Source organism: Nonomuraea sp. NPDC001684 (assembly GCF_053596515.1).
Genome location: NZ_JBSFGJ010000070.1, coordinates 1 through 16,851, shown reverse-complemented (window position 1 = coordinate 16,851; position 16,851 = coordinate 1). Strand labels below are relative to the sequence as shown.

The window sequence follows — 16,851 nt, the reverse complement described above, 5'->3', positions numbered from 1 at the left end:
CCGGGGCTGATGGCACGGGGAACGTACGCGAGCGCGCCTGCCCAGCGAGGATCCCGGCCAGGTCCGCCGCCTGGACGGCGGGAAGGCTGACCAGCAGCTGTTCCCACTCGCGCCCCGCCTCTGTCCTTCGGAGCCCTGGCCTGATCGACAACGGCCGTCCGCCGATTCCGCACGCCATGGGCGCGTATGAGCCGTTCCACGGCCGGTCGATGGTGATCCTCACTGCATGAGCCGGCGGCGTGGACCGTCACCTCGAGGACGTCGCGGTACGGGCTCGACCCACCGGCCACAGAGCGCCGGCAGGCAAGCGGCTGGGTCAGGTCGAAGGAGATGGGCGGCGTGGTGGGCTGGATGGTGTCGACCGGATTGATGGTCCCCATCGCGGGGTCCCCGGATCCGATGTCCCGGGGGAGGGTTGGGACCGGCGTCGCACGGCTGCGTCACCCTAGTGAGCCGGTTTTTGAGATTCGGTCGCAGTAGCGGCAGATGCGGTCGAGGATCTGGTCGGCGGTCTTGGTCCACCTGAACGGCTTGGCGTCCTCGTTCCAGACTTTGATCCACTCCTCCGACGCGGCCTTGAGAGCGTCCAAGGAGCAGAAGTTGCCCCGCTCCCAGGCCCGGCTCGACCTGGCGGACGATCTCGTCCAGGAAGTCGCGGAAGTCGACGGCACGGTGACGGGCCGACAGCTTGCCGATCACTTTGCCAGTGGCGGTGTTGAGCGCGGCGAACAGATCGACGGTGCCGTGCCGGACGTGGTCGAAGCTGCGCCGCTCGGGCACGCCGGGCAGCATCGGCAGTGCCGGTGCGCTCCGCTGCAACGCTTGGATCTGCGGTTTCTCGTCGACGGCGAACACCGCGGCATGGGCGGCCCGGGGCCAGATACAGCCCGACCACGTCTTGTCGATCAGCAGCGGATCGGTGGAGATCTTGAAGTCCTGGGTGCGCCAGGGTTGGAGCCCGAACGCCCGCCAGATGCTGGCCACGCTGGTCGGCGAGATGCCCACCGGGCGGGCTAGTTCCCGCTTGGACCAGTGCGTGGACCCGGCCGGCACCTCCTCCAGGGTGCGCACCACCACCTCCTCCCCCTGGACGTCGGTGATGGTGCGCGGCACGCCCGGCCGGGGCTCGTCGGACAGCCCGTCCAGCCGATGGGCCAGGAACCGGCTGCGCCGGCGGGCCACCGCCTGCCTCGGCGTTCGCGTGCGCGCGTGACGTTGAATACGGGAGACCGACCATGGACACCATCAGAATGACCGCCTTGGCGATGGCCGCGGCGATCGTGCTCGACGGCTGCGGGGGTGACGCCGAGCCCTCCGGGAAGGCGCTTCACTCCGTCGAAGTCGGCCGCGACGGCACTGGAGAAGAGGCGCCAGTTCGAATCCGTCAAGGCGGACTGCATGAAGCAGAAGGGCTTCAGGTACATCCCCTATGTGCCACCGGAAGATCCCATGACCGACGACGAGCGCAAGCGCAGAGCCGGCGACTATGAGGCGTTGAAGGCCCAGCGGGCGAAGTACGGCTTCGGGGTCTTCTCGGTGTACGTCTACCTGAAGGGCCCGGACGCCCCCGACTTCATGCCCGACCTCTCAGGGGCCGACCCCAACGGGGATATCTGGACGAAGCTCTCCCCAGCGCAGAGAACAAGCTACTGGAAGGCCGTGGACGCCTGCATCGTCGACGCGGCCAAGCGGGTCCTCGGCAAGGAGCTGAAATCCGGCGAGGACCTGTTAGCGCAGTCCGCCGCCGCGGAGAGGGCGGGTAAGCGCGCGATTCTGGACGATCTGGAGTGCGGCAAGGACTTCTATCGGGTCTACACCCCCGAGCTGGAGGCCATCCATCAGAAAGTCGCCGAGGAGTTCGGCAACTGACGCGCTCACGCTTCGCGTTTCCGTGAACTCCGGCACGACAGGTGCGCGGCCTCCGAGGGCGTGCACGCAGCACAACACAGGCGAGTCCCGGCGACGCACAGCTCGTGTCAGCGGCCATGTCAGCACGACGACGGCCCGGTGTCAGGGCGGTCTGCGAAGGTGAACGTCATGAACGGTTCAGCGACTGAGGCCGGGGGAGATCCGCTCGGGCGATCTGACCTGAGCCGTCCAGCCCTCCGGGCACCGGCAGGGACCGCATTCCACCAGTCGTTCGTTCACTCGACCTTCATCACCGATCTCTGAGAGTCCACCACCATGTCCACCACCCCTTCCGCCTAGGACACGCACACCCTGCGGGTCCCCGCCTGGAGCGCCGTCGCGCTGATGTCGACCGCCGGTGCCGCCGACTCGGCCCACCGGGTCGGCACCGACGGCTCCATCGCCCTGACCTCCGCCGCCGCCTGGGCGGGCACGTGCTGGCCAAGGCGCCCAAGGGCGTGAAGTGGGGCAAGGCCGTGGCCGACCTCGCCGACCAGAGTGCTGCCGGCTTTGACGGCTTCGATGAGCCTGCTCAAGCGGGAGGATCCGGCAGAGGCCGACAACTTCCGCAGCACCATCATCGTCGCCCTCGACGCCGCTTGACTCAAGGCCCGCAAACGCACCTGGGCCTCCTGGTACGCGACCTGATCGATGGCCCATACCCATCCCGATCGCCCATCCCCGAATCACCGGACGAGCGCTTCGCATGAGCGCGACAACAGAGACGAGAAGCCATGAATACCCCGTCCACATCAGCGACCCAGGCACGCATCTCCGGCGTGGACTCGCGCCCGGCCAGCCGCGGCGATGCCTTCCGGCGCGTGGCGGTCACCGCGCTGGCGGCCGCGCTGCTGGCCGGCGCCGCCACCCCCGCGATGGCCACCGCGGACAGCAGAGCCGTGTCGAAGGCCGCCGCACAGGACCGCCCCGAGCTGCAGAAGGCCATCCAGGCGTTCGTCGATGCCGGTCTCGCCGCCGGGATGCAGATGCGGGTGAACGATGAGCAAGGCGAGTGGGTCGGCAGCGCCGGGGTGCGCAAGCTGGGCACGAGCGCCAAGCCGCCGACGAACGGGTACTTCCGGATCGGCAGCAGCACCAAGAACTTCACCGCGACCCTGATGCTGAAACTGGTGGAGGCCGGCGAGATCGGGCTGGACGCCACGGTGGCCGACTACCTGCCCCAGTTCAAGCTGGACCGGCGGATCACTGTGCGGATGTTGCTGCAGCACACCACCGGGCTGTTCGACTACAGCTTCGACATCGACCCCGACGGGAAGCCGGTGTCCTTGATCCCCTGGCAGGGCAAGGAGTGGGTGCCCAAGCGCTTCCACACCTACACCGACGAGCAGCTGGTACGGCTGACGTTGACCAGGCCGGCGAAGTTCGAGCCGGGGACGAGATGGAGCTACGGCAACGTCAACTACGTGCTGACCAAGCTGCTGATCGAGAAGGTCACCGGCCATTCCTACGCCGTGGAGATGAAGCGGCGGATCCTGGGGCCGCTCAAGCTGCAGCACACCGTGGTGCCGGGCGCCTGGACGGGTATGCCCGCGCCGTACGCCCACGCCTACTACCGCTACCAGGACGCCACCGACCAGTGGAAGGTGATCGACGTCACCCGCCAGAACCCCTCGTGGATCTCGGGCGCGGGCGAGATCATCTCGACCACGGAGGATCTGCGTACGTTCTTCTCCGCGCTGAACAGCGGCAAGCTTCTGCCGGCCGGGCTGCTGACCCAGATGCGCAAGCCGCACCCCAACAGCGCCGGTCTCTTCGGCAGCTACGGCCTCGGGCTGTACGTGCAGGACCTGGGCCCGAACTGCGGCGGCGTCGTCTACAACCACGACGGCAGCAACAACGGCTACGGGGCGCTGATGTACAGCACGCCCGACGGCAAGAAGACCCTGACCGCCTCGATCACCACCGGTGACGCCGCCGCGGACGTGGCGACGGAGTTCCCGAAGGCGTTGAACAACCTGGTCAAGACGGTGTTCTGCGACGGGCAGGCTCAGTAGACGGGCCGAGCGGGCCTCGGGCACTGCCTGGAAGAGGGGGTCGCAGACGCACAGGGGGTGCCGGTCGGGCTGGGCCGGCTCCGCCGCACGCCCAGTTCCAGGACGTCTACACCGTCGAAGACATCATGGACGCCAAGATGGTCTACGCCGACGCGGGCCTGACCAGGCTGATGTGCTCGCCGACGTCCGACGGCTCCGGCGCCGTGGTGCTCGCCGGCGCGAGGTTCGTCGAAGAGAACGGCCTCGGTGACCGCGCGATCGAGATCGTCGGCCAGGCGATGGTCACCGACCTGCGCTCGACCTTCGACAGCAACAGCGCGATCAACCTGGTCGGCACGGACATGAGCCGGAAGGCGGCGGAGAAGGTCTACGCCCGGTCCGGGCTCACCCCGGACGACGTCGACGTGATCGAGCTGCACGACTGCTTCGCCCCGAACGAGCTGTTCACCTACGAGGCGCTCGGCCTGGCCGAGGAGGGCGAGGGGCACCTGCTGGTCGACAACGACGACACCACCTATGGCGGCCGTTGGGTGGTGAACCCGTCCGGCGGCCTCATCTCCAAGGGCCACCCTCTCGGCGCCACGGGCCTGGCCCAATGCGCCGAGCTCACGTGGCAGCTCCGCGGCGAGGCCGGCGCCCGCCAGGTGGACGGCGCAACCGTCGCCCTCCAGCACAACATCGGACTCGGCGGCGCCGTCGTCGTGACCGCCTACCAGCCCGCCAACCGTGGCGGCACGCTGTGATACCGCCGGCGTTCGGAGACGCCGAAGGCCAGCCGGTCGCCTGCTACGACGCCACGGCGGTGCCTCATTCCGGGGCGCGGATGCGCGAGGTGCCCGCCCTCATGGCGGACACGCTGGAGGAGATCCGGCGCGATCGTCGCGGTCCTGGTCGCGCCCGTCCGGAGCGAGGCGGACCTCGGGCTGGTCTTCATGGCCGCCGACGGACCGCTCGACGGTTGCGGCGAGGCGAGCATGTTCGCCGCGATGCTCGTTCTCGGGTCCCGGCCTGAGGTGCGGCTCGAGACGGGCGCGGGCCTGATCATCGCCCGGTCTTCGGGAGAGGCCCGCATCACCCTCACCATGCCTCCGGGGACCTCCCGGGTCGACGTCGCCGAAGTCTCCTACGAGGGCAAGCGGCTCCAGGTCCGTACCGTGACGGCCGGAGGCAACGTCTTCGCCGCGGTTTCCGCGGCCGAGCTGGAGTTGGAGGTCTCCGCCGCGGGAGCGCGCGCCCTCACCGAGCATGGCTCGGCCCTCCTCGGCACCCTCCGCGCGGGCCCGGCGCGCCCGCACATGCTCCTGCTCACCACACCGGTGACCTCCGCGCGAACGACCAGCGCGGTGGTCTGGGGCGACGCGGTCCTGCACATGGGGCCGTGCGGCACCGGCACGTGCGCTCGCTGCAGCCTGGCGGTCGAGGACGGCGACGTGGTTCCGGGCAGCCGCCTGGCAGCCTCGACGTCCTCCGGAGTGGTCTACTCCTCCTTCCAGCGCGCGTCGCAGTGCTCGCCGGGCGGGCGAGGCGCAGTCCCCATCCGTACCCGAGGCGCGGCGCCTCGGCGCGGTACTGGACCTGGCCTTGGCCTTCCTCCGCCCTGAGAGATCCACATCGTGCTTCCGACGATCAGGGCGAGTTCGTACCTCTCGGCGCTGGCTGGTGCGGCGATCGCGCCGGCTGATCGGAAGGAGGGGGGGCGAGCCGCTGTCCGTGCCGCCGTTGCCAAGGAATAGTGCGTGCTCCGCCAACGACTTCCATGATCCGCCGTGCGTAAGCTGCCCACGTCGACCGCGACGCCGTCTGCTCATCGAGCTTCAGGACGACGGCTTCACCGGACACATCGGAGGACGCATGCGGCCACGCCTCAAGAACGTCGCCTGGCAACGGGTGGGCGATGAGCTCCACCTCGTGTACGACCTGCGAGACCGGTTGATCGTGACCGACCCCGGCGGCCAGGTGGAGAAGCTCCTCGCCTTTCTGCGCGAGGGCGGCCGCACCGTCAGCGAGCTCGCCGACGACCTGGCGCTCCCCGTCCAGGACGTGCTCGGCGCGATCGAGGCCCTCGACGCCGAGCGACTGCTGGAGGACGGCGATCGGCTGGGCGTCCTCGACGCCGCCGAAGCCGAGCGCCACTTCAGCAACCTGGCCTTCTTCGAGTCGTTCGGCACGCTGACACGCAGCCGCGAGGACCTGCAACGCCGGTTGCGCGAGTCGCACGTGCTCGTGCTCGGCACCGGCGGCCTCAACTCCAACACGATCCCGCATCTCAGCGGGCTGGGCGTCGGCAGGATGACGCTGGTCGACAGGGACACCGTCGACGTGCGCAACTTCGCCAGGCAGTACCTCTACCGCTGGGAGGACGTCGGCGCCAGGAAGGTCGAGCGGGCGGCGGAGTGGGTGCGCGCCTTCGACCCGGCCATCAAGGTCCAGGCGATCGACACGGGCATCGAGAGCGCCGAGCAACTGGCCGAGCTCCTCGACGAGACGCGCCCCGACGTGGTCGCCTCGGGGATCGACCAGCCGAAGGAGGTCGACCTCTGGGTCAACGCGGCCTGCGTGGGGCACGGCGTGCCGTTCGTACGCGGCGGCATCACGGTCACCAAGGGAATCGTCTGGTCTGTCGCGCCGGGGGAGAGCGCCTGCAGGGGCTGCGTCCCCGCCGATCCGACCAGGCCCGAAGGCCACGCCGACCCCGACGAGCCCGCACTGAGCGCCGAGATCGCCGCGGCCCGCCTGTTCTACAGCAGGCCGCAACCCAACCGCGGCATCGGCCCCGTCGCCGGTCTGCTCGGCGCGCTCGGCGCCTTCGAGGTGCTGCGCTACCTGACCGGCTTCGAGCCACCGGCATACGCCGGCCGGCCACTCACCATCGACTTCGCCGGCGCCTGCGCCATGAGTCAGGCCGAGTGGTCTCGCAATCCCGAGTGTGCGACCTGCGGAAGGAGTTGACCACAATGAAGATCGAGATCGTGCGGATCGAGAACACCCGCCTGACCGGACTGAACACGCCCGACTCCTGACCATCGCGAGCGCACCCCGGCGTCGGTCGGGGTGCGCTCTGCCTCTGTCGCTCCGCAAGCTCCAGGAGGACGGATGTCCGCCATCGTTGACCGGGACCTGCGCGAACGGGCCGCACGGCTCACCGTCGCGTTCGACGGTGACGCCTGGATCCTGGGCCGCCCCGACCTCGGAATCTTCGTCGCGGTGCCGGAGCCGGGGGCGGTGTTCGTCACCACACTGCAGGACGGCGGGTCGGCCGCCGAGGCCGCGAGGCGGGCGAGCGAGGTGGCGGGCGAGGAGGTCGACGGGGCCGACTTCCTCGACGGTCTCACCGGCGCCGGCCTGCTCGACCCGCCCGCACCGCTCGGAGAACGAGCCCCCAGCGGCTGGATCGAGGGACTCGGCCAGGGCACGGCGGCCAGATTCTTCGGCAGGACCGCCTGGACGTGCTACGCGGCGGCAGCGGTCTTCGTCGTGACTGTCCTGGCCTTCACACCCGAGTTGCGCCCCTCGTGGAAGGACGCCTGGTTTCTCCCCAGCGCCGCACTGTCGATGCTCACCTACCTGCTCGTCGACATCGCCTTCAGCGCCCTGCACGAGGCATGGCACTGGGTGGCGGGCAGGGCGCTCGGCGTCCCCGCCACGTTCAGGGTCAGCTATCGGGGCCTCTACATCGTCTTCGAGACCGACCTGACCCAGATCGTGAACGTGCCGCGCCGCCGCAGGTATGGGGCCTATCTGGCGGGCATGGCCATCGACGTCGTGGTCGTGGCGACGGCGTTGGGGCTGCGGCTGCTCGACAGGGCCGGGGTGCTTATACTGCCCGAGACGCTGAGCGGCCTTCTCGGCGCGGTGGTGTTGTATCGGCTCGTCGGGATCGTCTGGCAGTGGGCCGCGGTGCCGATGCGCAGTGACGGCTATGCCGTACTGGCCAACGCGTTGCGCTGCCACAACCTGTACCGGGTCACGTGGCTGACTGCCAAGGCCGGGCTCTTCCGGCTGCCTCCCGCCGAGGCGGCCGAGCTGGCCTCGGCGGGCGAGCGTGATCGGCACGTGGCACGCTGGTTCGCCCTGCTGTACGTGGCGGGGGTCGTGGCCATGGCCGGCATGTTCGTGCTCGTGGCCCTGCCGCTGCTGCTCGCCCTCGCTCAGTGGGGCTTGGTACAGCTGAGTGCCGGCACCATGGGTTCGGCCGCGTTCTGGGAGGCGCTTGCCGTGACGGCGTACGTGGCGACACAGCTTGCCCTGCCCCCGCTCCTCGCACTCAGGGAGCGCCGCCTGCGGAGGTCGGGCAGGCTCCTGTGAGAGGTGCTGCAGTGACGTCGTCATCTCGTCTATGAACGGACATGGCGGATGCCCAGAAACACGTGCAGCGACTGCTCGACGAGTTGGTTGCTTCTAGACGGGAGACCGGCGTCCAGGTGGCCGCCCGCCTGCACGGCGAGCGGGTCGTGAACACCGGCGCGGGCCTCGCCGACCCGTGCGCGGAGCGGCCGGTGGACGACCGAACACTGTTCCACTCCTGGTCCACCGGCAAGGGACTGACTGCGGCGGTCGTGCACGTGCTGGCCGACCGCGGCAGACTCAGTTACGACAGGCCGGTCGCCGAGTACTGGCCGGAGTTCGCCGCGCACGGCAAGCAAGGCATCACGCTGGCTCACGTTCTCGTCCACACGGCGGGCGTGCCCAGGCGCCGGCCGGAACCACGCCGGGCGACCTGCGGGACCGGGGGAGCATGTGCGACCGGATCGCCGACCTGGCGCCGCTGTGGCCCTGGGCACCGTCACCGGATACCACGCGCTGACCTTCCGCTACATCCTCGAGGAGGTCGTCAGCCGCGTTGCGTTCGTCAGACACAGTCTCACCGCTTCACGGACTTTGATCCAGATCGGCTAGACATCAACGAATCACGGCGGGCTCGGTCAGTTCGGGTTCTGCCCCTCTGAGCGGTGCCCGGCCTGAATGGCGAGGGTCTGGGCCGGGCTCGGGATGTCGGGACGTGACTGTGCGGCTGCCCTGCGCCCGCCCGGTTGGCGGGACGATGAAAGCGACCTCAGTGCTGTCTCCGAGGACACCAGAGCTGCGAATCGTCCATGCAGCTTCGAGGTCAGCGCGAGCGGAGAAAGGTCAGTGCGGCGAGCACTCTGCGGTGGTCGTCGGCGTCCGGGCCGAGGTTCAGCTTGGTGTATACGCCGGTGACGTGCTGGCCACGGCGGCCTCTGACACATACAGGCGCTGGGCGATCGCACTGTTCGACCGATCCTCGGCAACCAGCGCGAGCACCTTGCGTTCGCGTGGCGAGAGCGCGCGCGAGAAGCCGCTGTGGCGGATGCTCCACGAAACGGCGGCCAGAGCGGCTGAGATCCTGGCGCTGAACGTCGAGGACCTCGACCTGGAGCATCGCCGCGCCCCGGTCCGGTCCAAGGGCAGCTCGATCGAGTGGGTGTACTGGGACAGCGGCACCGCCCACCCGCTGCCACGCCTGCTCCGGCTCCCGGACGGCAGCACGCGCACGCGCGGCCCGCTGTTCCTGTCCGAACGCCGCCCCGCCCGCGCCCGCCGCCCGGCGGCCGCCGACATCTGCCCGCACACCGGCCGCGCCCGCCTGGGCTACGACCGCGCCCGCGTCCTGCTGGACAAGCACGCCGGCCTCGATCTGCACCAGCTGCGCCACAGCGCCGCCACCCACCTCGGCGAGGCCGAAGTCCCCCTGCAGCTCATCATGGGCAGGACCCGGCACAAGGACCCCCGCACCGCCATGCGCTACGTCAACCCCGGCCCCGAGGCCATCGCCAAGGCCACCGAGCTCCTGGCACCCCGCCGCCGCACCCATGCTCGGTTCGCGTCTTCGCCCGCCGCCCGTAGGACCGCAGTCCGGCTGGGTCGACGGCGAGTTGGTCGGCCAGCCTGGCCACCGCCACCGGCGGCGCCGCCGACACTTTGTCCGGCACGAATCCGAGCCACGGCAACGTGGACAGGGCTACGGCCAGCCCCAGCCGATCGGCCGGACCTCGGCCCGGGCCGGGATCGACGAACGCGACATCAGCTGATGGCAGGGTGAAGAACCGAAACAGCTCGTCTCGGCCGATCTCCGGGAATCCCCGCAGCCGCTCCAGCTCCTCATCCGCGAACACCTGCGTCGCCAAGAACGACCTCCAGCCAGCCCCACAGATACCAAGCCCAGAAGCCTACTCGGCTATATCCGCCCGATTTTCGGCCGTTACTACTGAGACCCCTTCGTGGACCGGGGCTGCTTTTTGAGGGTAGTTAGTGCTGAACGCACACTTCATTGCCATGGAGCGCAACGGCATTCGATCGGCTGTCGCCGACCTGACGATCATGTGATACTCCGCGCATGAAGCGCGCGGTCTTAGCGGGTCTGCTGATACTTCTCCTCCCCGCCGTCGTTCTCTCCCGCCCGGCTCAGGCAACAAGCCTCTTCGGGCCGAACGAACGGATCGTCAGCGCCTACCAGGCGGGCGAACTGTCGGTCGACGACATGATCAGGTACGGCGTGGCGTCGGTGACCGCCCCCGAGACGGTGCCCGCGCGGCTGCGCCCGACCGGCCCGCTCTCGACGAATGCCGAGACCTATCTCACCTACCTGTCAGCGATGTCGGCGAAAGCCTCCGGCGCCGCCAAGCAGGTGCTTTCACCCCCGGGACTGCGAAGTACCGGGAATTCCTTCTTCGACTGCGCGCACGACGAGCCGTACCGATTCCTGAGAAAGGACTACCACTGCTGGGCCAACGTCGATAACTTCGTCATCTTCTACAACCTCGACACCGGTGGCGGCGGCGTGCCTCCCACGCCTGCCGAGCCGAGCGGACGCCCGACCGCGATCCAGAACGCGGTCGACGCCGTCTCCATCGCGGCCAGGACATATCGCTCGATGGGATTCGAGATCTCCGACAATCCGGCGGTGCCGCACGCCATCTTCTTCGGCACCGACCAGTTCTGCGACCCCGTGCTCGACAACCTCTGCTCCCCCAAGTTGAGGAATCCGTTCGTCCTGCCGATCGGCTACAACTTCCTGCCGACGATCTTGATGCCGTCGAATCCGGTGTACTACGACTATCTGCCGCGCCACGAGCTCTTCCACGTGTTCCAGTACTCCTACTGGAAGGCAGGAAAGGTGGCTCAGGACTTCTTCCGCCAGTTCATCGACACGGACGCCTTCGGGTCGATGAACTGGTGGATGGAGGCGACCGCGGAATGGGCGGCCCATCAGACCTACCTCCGCGCCCCCTCGCACGTCCCCCATCCCTCCCAGCGCGACATGTACGCCGATCACGTGGATGACTTCCTGGCCAAACCCATGCTGGCGTTGAACGGCTGGGACGGCCTGGGCGGGCCACGCCAGTACGGCGCCTTCCTGCTGCCCCTCTACCTGACGGAACAGGTCGGCCCTGACTTCGTGCGGAGCACCTGGGAGCAGATCCGCAGCGCGGGCTCCGCCCCCATCACCGCCATCCAGGCCTCGCTCGGCGGGCGCGACTTGCGAGTGCTTCTGCACGGCTTCGCCATCGCCAACTACCGCCTGGCCGCCCCGCAGTACGGCGCGGCGGAGAACGGCTATCGCGACCCCGACGTCGCCCTGTGGCGAAGCGAACTCGAGCAGGAGCAGGCCACGGAGGGCGACTCGCTCGGCGGCGCCCGCCCGATGAGGAGCTCGAACGCCGCGTTCGTCGGCTACAACGAGGTGGCTGGCGGCGCGCTGCTGCCGGGCGGCAGCTCCTACACCGACTTCACGGCCCAGCAGGGGGCGGCGCCGGCCACGCTCACGATCAAGGGCTTCAACGTGGCGCCCGGCCAGCCGGTGCCGCGCGTCGCGTGGAGCGTCCTGGTATGGGCACAGGCGGGAGAGGGGTCCGACACGTTGTCGGCGTACCCGACGGCGGAGTACGTGCGCTCACCCGATTCCACCGGGACGGTGGAGATCGAGAACTTCCGCTATCCGATGGTGGCGACGCTGGTCAAGACCCGCCTCGACCTTCGCACCTCCTCCGCGGCCGCGAGCAACGACTGGACCAACCCCTTCTGGAGCGTCGGCAACTACGTCCCGTTCCAGCGCCGCTCCTGTGCCCTACGACCGCCCGTGCTCGGGCCTCCCCAGCTGGACGCCTACCCGGTCGGCACGTTCAACGCCTACGCCGCCTCCACCCCGGACGGCTGGACCGGCGGCGACTCCACCTTCTCCATGCCCCTGCCAGGAGGCCGCACGCTCTGGCTGTTCTCCGACACCTTCCTGGGGCCGCTCAACGCCAACGGCACCAGACCAACGACCGCCAGGATCATCAACAACTCGTTCGTCCTGCAGGACGGGGACAAGCTCACCACCGTGCACGGCGGCACGGCCTCGGATCCCCGGGCGCTCCTGCCGCCGCCGGACGGCACGCACTGGTACTGGAGCGGCGACGGCTTCGTCACCGGCGACCGGCTGCAGGTGATGTTCAACAAGTACCGCCTCGAGGGCACCGGCCCGATGCCGTTCGCCTTCGACCAGAACGTGGTCGCTACGTTCTCGCTGAGCGATCTGACCAAGCCGAAGAGCGTCACCCCGCTGCCCTCGCGCGCCGGCGTGGCCTGGGGGTCGGCGATCCTGCCCGCGAGCCGCAGCGGCGACGGCTACACCTACGTCTACGGCGTGTCGGACGCGCCGATCAACAAGAAGATGAAGGTGGCCCGGGTGCGGGGCGACGACCTGCGCGTCGGCCGGTGGCAGTTCTACACCCCGTGGGGCTGGAGCGAGGTCGAGGAGCACGCCGCGGAAACGCTGAGCGGCATCGCGAACGAGTACAGCGTCACCCCGTGGCGGGGCCAGTTCCTCATGGTCAGCCAGGACAGCACGGAGGCGTTCAACGGTCTGATCAACGCCTTCACCTCGTGCGACCCGTTCGACGGCTTCACCAACAGGACTCCCGTCTACCGGATGCCCGAGCCCGGCCCGTTCGGCAGCTACCTCGACGGCGACGTCATCTCCTACAACCCGCACGTGCACTTCGAGCAGAGCACCGACGCCTCGCTGCTGATCTCCTACAACGTCAACAGCATGGACAACAGGGCCCAGCCGGACGCCGACCACTATCGCGACCCGAGCATCTACCGGCCACGCTTCATCCGGGTGGCGATCAGCTAGCCGTACTCGATCGTCGGGCGTCGCGCCGCTTCGCCGTACAGGCGGCGATCGCCAGCAGGACGAGTGCGAAAGCCAGGTAATAGGCCAGAGCCCACCACGGAGGCAGCGAAGAGGTCGAGGGCGTGAGGGCGGGCGGGGCCGGCTGGCCTGTGCCGGGATCGGGGGCGCCGATGAGGAACTGTTTGGCGACGTTGAAGGGCAACCACCGGTAGATCCCCGCCCCCACGCCGGGGACCGCCTGCACGAGCGACTCGGCGATCATGGCGTACCCCAGCAGCAGCATCAGGACGGCGGCGGCGTGCCTGACCATCGCCCCGACCGCGACCGCGATGACGCCGGCGAACGCGTAGTAGCCGGCGACGCCCACCACGGGGGTGTCATCAGTGGCGCAGCCACCCCGACCTGGTGTGGATGATCACCTCGCTGGACACCGGGTTCACCAAATCCCGGTCGAACCGGGCCCGCGCCGGTACGGGTGATCGCGGACATCGGCGCGCCGGCCTTGGCGGCGGAGGTGGCGCCGCCCGCGCGCAGGCCCTGGGCGGTGTAGGCCTCGGCGTGGTCGAGATCGGCGGCTGTGGCGGCCCGTTTGACGATCAGGTTGATCGACTGCGGGGTCAGCCGTTCACGGCGGCCGCGACCGGCAGCGGGATGGCCGCGCCCGGCGATGCGGCCGTGCCGGTCGATCGGGCGGAACAGCGGCCCGGTCGTCACGTCGGCGCTGGTCAGGTCGGCGAGCCATGCGCGGGTCACCCGGACGGGGCAGGTCTGCGGGTGCTGGCCGTAGGGGATGGCGACGATCTCGCCTCGGGCGTCCTGATCGGTCTTGCTGAACGGCACGTACAGCTCCAGGCCGTCGGTGGTGAAGGTGAGGTCGTCGATGTCGATGTCGGTGATCTCCGAGCGGCGGCCCATCAGGGCGAAGCCGAGCACGAGGACAGCGTGGTCACGGCGTCCTGCGGGGGTGCCGGCGGGCAGGGCGTCGACCATCGCGCGCAGCCGGTCGACGGTGATCGGCGGGGACTTGCGGGGTCGGTGGCCCTGCTGGGCGCGCTCGCGGCGGTAGGCGCGCAGGGCCAGCCGGGCCGCGGTGGTGGCGGGTTTGGCGAGCTGGGCGTTGGTCGTGGGCGGCCAGTACGCAGGCCAGCGCGCGGTCGATGGTGGAGGGGGCGTAGTGCTGGGCGGCCAGGTGGGCGACGTAGTTGGCCAGGGTCGCGGGGGTGGCGGGCAGCAGGGTGCGGCCGGTGGAGGCGCACCAGGTGGCGTAGGCGCCGAAGTCGCGGGCGTAGGCCAGGCGGGTGTTGGCGGCCAGGCCCTCGTCGACCAGCCGGGCCGTCCGGCCCTCCAGGAGGTGCTCATCCGGGGCGGGCGGCGCAAGGACGCGCTCCGGCAGCCGTTCGGGAGCGCCCATATGGTTTTCCATGATCAACTTCCTGGTTAGCGATAAGAGCTTATCGCTAACCAGGACGGAAGGCGGTCGATCTCCGGAGAGGAGGGAGGCCGGGCGGCGTCGGATGCGGGATCGCGCCACTGACGCCAGGTGGGAATCCCGCTGACAGCAGGCGAGAAACCCCAGGGTCAGTGTTCCTTCTCAATGAAGTTGGCGTGCGGTGGGGCTCTGACCTGCGGTGCGCCAAGTTGGATGAGACGACCGCAGCCGCCGCGTCTCACTCAAGTTGGCGCAAGCGACCGTTTCTCTCATCCGACTTGGCACACGATCACGGAACGGAAGAATTTGCCTCTGATGCAGGTCGTGGCCGGGAGGATGCCGGTTCCGCCCTGATGAGTGCGCTATGTCGCCGGGGCTGATCATCGCCATGCGTCACTTCTCCTGAGACTGCGCCAGATCTAGTGAGACGGGACAGTCAGAAAGATGAGAGCTCTCACTTTGAGAGTTCTCATTGTTCTGTCAGTACTGATTCTCATCAGGTTGTCAGTACGGCACAGCTGGAGCTTCACGGGAATCGATTCTGGCATCGGGATGGAGAAGCGGACGACCTGGAGTTTTACCACCCGGGATGTGACCTGCGCACGCATCGACCAGATGGTGCCAACCGCGCTGGAGCGCGGCGGCATCGCCCTGCCGCAGCGGGTGAGAACCATACTCACTCCAACGGCGAACGCGGCCGATCCGGTGTCACCGGCGGCTCTCCCTTCGCCGCTGGTCTCCGGATGTGCATCGCCGCCTGCCTGACCTCCAGGCCCAGCCCCTCCGAGCGGTCGGGGTGCGGCTTCGAGCCGGTCACTGTGTCAGCGTCTGGGCGAGCGGATCGGCGTGTCGCGAAGCTCCTTGCGGGAGGCGACGCCCAGTTTGGCGAAAACCTTGCGCAGGTGCCACTCGACGGTGCGGGCGCTGAGGTAGAGCTCGGCGCCGATCTCCGCGTTCGTACGGCCGTCGCGTGCCAGGCGGGCGATGTGCTCCTCCTGCGGTGTCAGGTCGTCCACGGTGTCGGCGGTGCGTTTGCGGACCTTCTCGCCGGTCGCGAGGAGTTCGTGGCGTGCGCGTTCGGCGAAGCCGTCGGCGCGCATGTCGACGAACGCCTCGAACGCCGGCTTGAGGTGGTGGCGGGCGTCGGCGCGGCGGCGTTCTCGGCGCAGCCACTCGCCGTACAGCAGCCTGGTCCTGGCCAGCTCGAAGGACAGCCGGGTACGGCTGAGCCGTTCGACGGCCTCGGCGTAGAACCGGTCGGCCTCCTCACCTTGAGTGACGAGGGCTCGTGAACGGGCTTCCAGGCCGCGAGCCCACTCCTGATCGGCGTAGGCGGTAGAGGTCACAAGGCGGGCTAGCGCGGTTTCCGCGAGCGTGGTCTCGCCGCTGCGCGCAGCCGCTTCGACCAGGTCGGGAAGAGCTTGCGCGGTGAAGGGGCCGAGGTTGCCTGCAGCGGCTCGTGCTGCGGCGGCCGTCGCCTCGGCGTAGTGACCGAGGCCCAGATGCAGCAGGGCGGTGGCCCGGTCGGTGAAGTAGAGCCCGAGCCCCTCTCCGCGCTCGGTCGCCTCACTGGCCGCCTCCTCGATGAGCGCCAGCGCCTCGGCGTCGTGTCCCTGGTAGGCGAGCAGGAACAACTCGCCGTAGGACACCCTGCGCGTGCCGGTGACCTCTTTGACGGTCGACTCCTCCGATCCCAGCTCCCGTGCGTGTTGCACATCACCGCGCCACAGCGCGATGACCCGGCGCACGTTGAGCGCGTTGGCGAGCGGCGCGAGCGCGCCGTCGGCGCGGGCGAGTTCGATGTGCCGGGCGTTGGCCGCCTCCCAGCGGTCGTAGTCCCACAGCGACAAGGCAGCGTTGGCGACCAGCACGCCGCAGTGCAGCCACAGCGTGGCCGGCACGTCGTGGTCGAGGAAGCCCGTGACGGCTTCGCGCAGCAGCGGGCGGCTCGCCGAAGGCCCGTCGGTGATGTGGGAGGCGAGGCCGTCCAGCAGGTGATCGGCGGCGCTCGCGGCCTCGGGCGGCGGTGGCGCCTGGCGGGCGGCGGCGCAGACGGAGGCCAGGTCGCTGCCGAGGTGGGCGAGCCCGCCCGCGACGAGGGCCGCGCTCCAGGCGTCGAGGTAGGTGTGCCGGGCGAGCCTGGCGTCCAGGGGTTCGAGCCGCCGGGCGGCCCGCAGCAGGGCGGCGGGTGCTTCCCTGCCGGAGTGGGCAGCTCGGTCGGTGCGGCCGCGGATCAGGTCGATCCTGGCGCTTTGCAGGTCGTCGGCGGGCAGGCCCTCGGCTCGCGCGAGCAGGCCGAGCGCGGACGCGAAAGCGCCGGCGTCGAGGCTGGCCTGAGCTGCGGCCAGCGTGCGCTCGAC

General features: G+C 69.4%; 15 protein-coding genes and 1 pseudogene. 10 read left to right on the top strand and 6 right to left on the bottom strand.

Going from position 1 to position 16,851, the window contains the following annotated elements; translation table 11 throughout:
• Positions 1 to 219 precede the first annotated feature (219 nt).
• Positions 220 to 1,182, bottom strand: a complete 963-nt coding sequence (locus tag ACWCSD_RS16050; protein ID WP_449915644.1) for an IS630 family transposase — start codon at positions 1,180 to 1,182, stop codon at positions 220 to 222.
• Between the two features lie 216 nt (positions 1,183 to 1,398).
• Here ACWCSD_RS16050 and ACWCSD_RS16045 point away from each other — a divergent pair, with 216 nt between their 5' ends.
• From ACWCSD_RS16045 to ACWCSD_RS16010, 8 genes and pseudogenes are all read left to right on the top strand, one after another.
• Positions 1,399 to 1,869: a hypothetical protein gene (locus tag ACWCSD_RS16045; protein WP_449915642.1), complete on the top strand. Its 471-nt coding sequence runs from the start codon at positions 1,399 to 1,401 to the stop codon at positions 1,867 to 1,869.
• A 773-nt stretch (positions 1,870 to 2,642) separates the two neighbouring features.
• On the top strand, positions 2,643 to 3,923 hold the full coding sequence (locus ACWCSD_RS16040) for a serine hydrolase domain-containing protein (RefSeq protein WP_449915639.1): 1,281 nt from the start codon (positions 2,643 to 2,645) through the stop codon (positions 3,921 to 3,923).
• 125 nt (positions 3,924 to 4,048) lie between these two features.
• Positions 4,049 to 4,666 (top strand): thiolase C-terminal domain-containing protein, encoded by a 618-nt coding sequence (locus tag ACWCSD_RS16035; protein WP_449915636.1) that lies wholly within the window; start codon positions 4,049 to 4,051, stop codon positions 4,664 to 4,666.
• A gap of 66 nt (positions 4,667 to 4,732) precedes the next feature.
• The gene (locus tag ACWCSD_RS16030) at positions 4,733 to 5,524 is read left to right on the top strand and encodes a proline racemase family protein (RefSeq protein ID WP_449915676.1); all 792 of its coding nucleotides are present in this window, start codon (positions 4,733 to 4,735) and stop codon (positions 5,522 to 5,524) included.
• A 250-nt stretch (positions 5,525 to 5,774) separates the two neighbouring features.
• Positions 5,775 to 6,872, top strand: a complete 1,098-nt coding sequence (locus ACWCSD_RS16025; protein WP_449915634.1) for a HesA/MoeB/ThiF family protein — start codon at positions 5,775 to 5,777, stop codon at positions 6,870 to 6,872.
• A 144-nt stretch (positions 6,873 to 7,016) separates the two neighbouring features.
• Entirely contained in the window at positions 7,017 to 8,228 is a 1,212-nt protein-coding gene (locus ACWCSD_RS16020; protein ID WP_449915631.1) for a hypothetical protein, read from the top strand.
• A 41-nt stretch (positions 8,229 to 8,269) separates the two neighbouring features.
• Positions 8,270 to 8,869: a serine hydrolase domain-containing protein gene (locus ACWCSD_RS16015; protein WP_449915629.1), complete on the top strand. Its 600-nt coding sequence runs from the start codon at positions 8,270 to 8,272 to the stop codon at positions 8,867 to 8,869.
• A gap of 95 nt (positions 8,870 to 8,964) precedes the next feature.
• Positions 8,965 to 9,636 (top strand): annotated as a pseudogene (locus ACWCSD_RS16010) (tyrosine-type recombinase/integrase); the annotation flags it as partial.
• A gap of 55 nt (positions 9,637 to 9,691) precedes the next feature.
• Here ACWCSD_RS16010 and ACWCSD_RS16005 read toward each other — a convergent pair.
• Positions 9,692 to 10,057, bottom strand: coding sequence for a DUF4158 domain-containing protein (locus ACWCSD_RS16005; protein ID WP_397157585.1), 366 nt, complete (start codon positions 10,055 to 10,057; stop codon positions 9,692 to 9,694).
• A gap of 221 nt (positions 10,058 to 10,278) precedes the next feature.
• Between ACWCSD_RS16005 and ACWCSD_RS16000 the strand changes: the two genes are divergently transcribed.
• Positions 10,279 to 13,062 (top strand): hypothetical protein, encoded by a 2,784-nt coding sequence (locus tag ACWCSD_RS16000; RefSeq protein ID WP_397157381.1) that lies wholly within the window; start codon positions 10,279 to 10,281, stop codon positions 13,060 to 13,062.
• Here ACWCSD_RS16000 and ACWCSD_RS15995 read toward each other — a convergent pair.
• From ACWCSD_RS15995 to ACWCSD_RS15985, 3 genes are read right to left on the bottom strand one after another with little or no spacing between them, the layout of a single operon-like run.
• Positions 13,055 to 13,372: a hypothetical protein gene (locus ACWCSD_RS15995; RefSeq protein WP_449915623.1), complete on the bottom strand. Its 318-nt coding sequence runs from the start codon at positions 13,370 to 13,372 to the stop codon at positions 13,055 to 13,057. The two genes, ACWCSD_RS16000 and ACWCSD_RS15995, sit on opposite strands and share 8 nt — an antisense overlap.
• Entirely contained in the window at positions 13,345 to 14,052 is a 708-nt protein-coding gene (locus ACWCSD_RS15990) for a hypothetical protein (protein WP_449915620.1), read from the bottom strand. Before ACWCSD_RS15990 ends, ACWCSD_RS15995 begins: the two co-directional genes overlap by 28 nt.
• Positions 14,009 to 14,485 carry a site-specific integrase gene (locus ACWCSD_RS15985; RefSeq protein ID WP_449915617.1) on the bottom strand — a complete coding sequence of 159 codons (477 nt, stop codon included), beginning with the start codon at positions 14,483 to 14,485 and terminating at the stop codon, positions 14,009 to 14,011. Before ACWCSD_RS15985 ends, ACWCSD_RS15990 begins: the two co-directional genes overlap by 44 nt.
• 450 nt (positions 14,486 to 14,935) lie before the next feature.
• Between ACWCSD_RS15985 and ACWCSD_RS15980 the strand changes: the two genes are divergently transcribed.
• Complete coding sequence (locus tag ACWCSD_RS15980) at positions 14,936 to 15,256, top strand: hypothetical protein (RefSeq protein WP_449915615.1); 321 nt, start codon at positions 14,936 to 14,938, stop codon at positions 15,254 to 15,256.
• Positions 15,257 to 15,312: 56 nt separating this feature from the next.
• Here ACWCSD_RS15980 and ACWCSD_RS15975 read toward each other — a convergent pair.
• Positions 15,313 to 16,851, bottom strand: a 1,539-nt coding sequence (locus ACWCSD_RS15975) for a helix-turn-helix transcriptional regulator (protein WP_449915613.1), incomplete at its 5' end; no start/stop codon positions are given.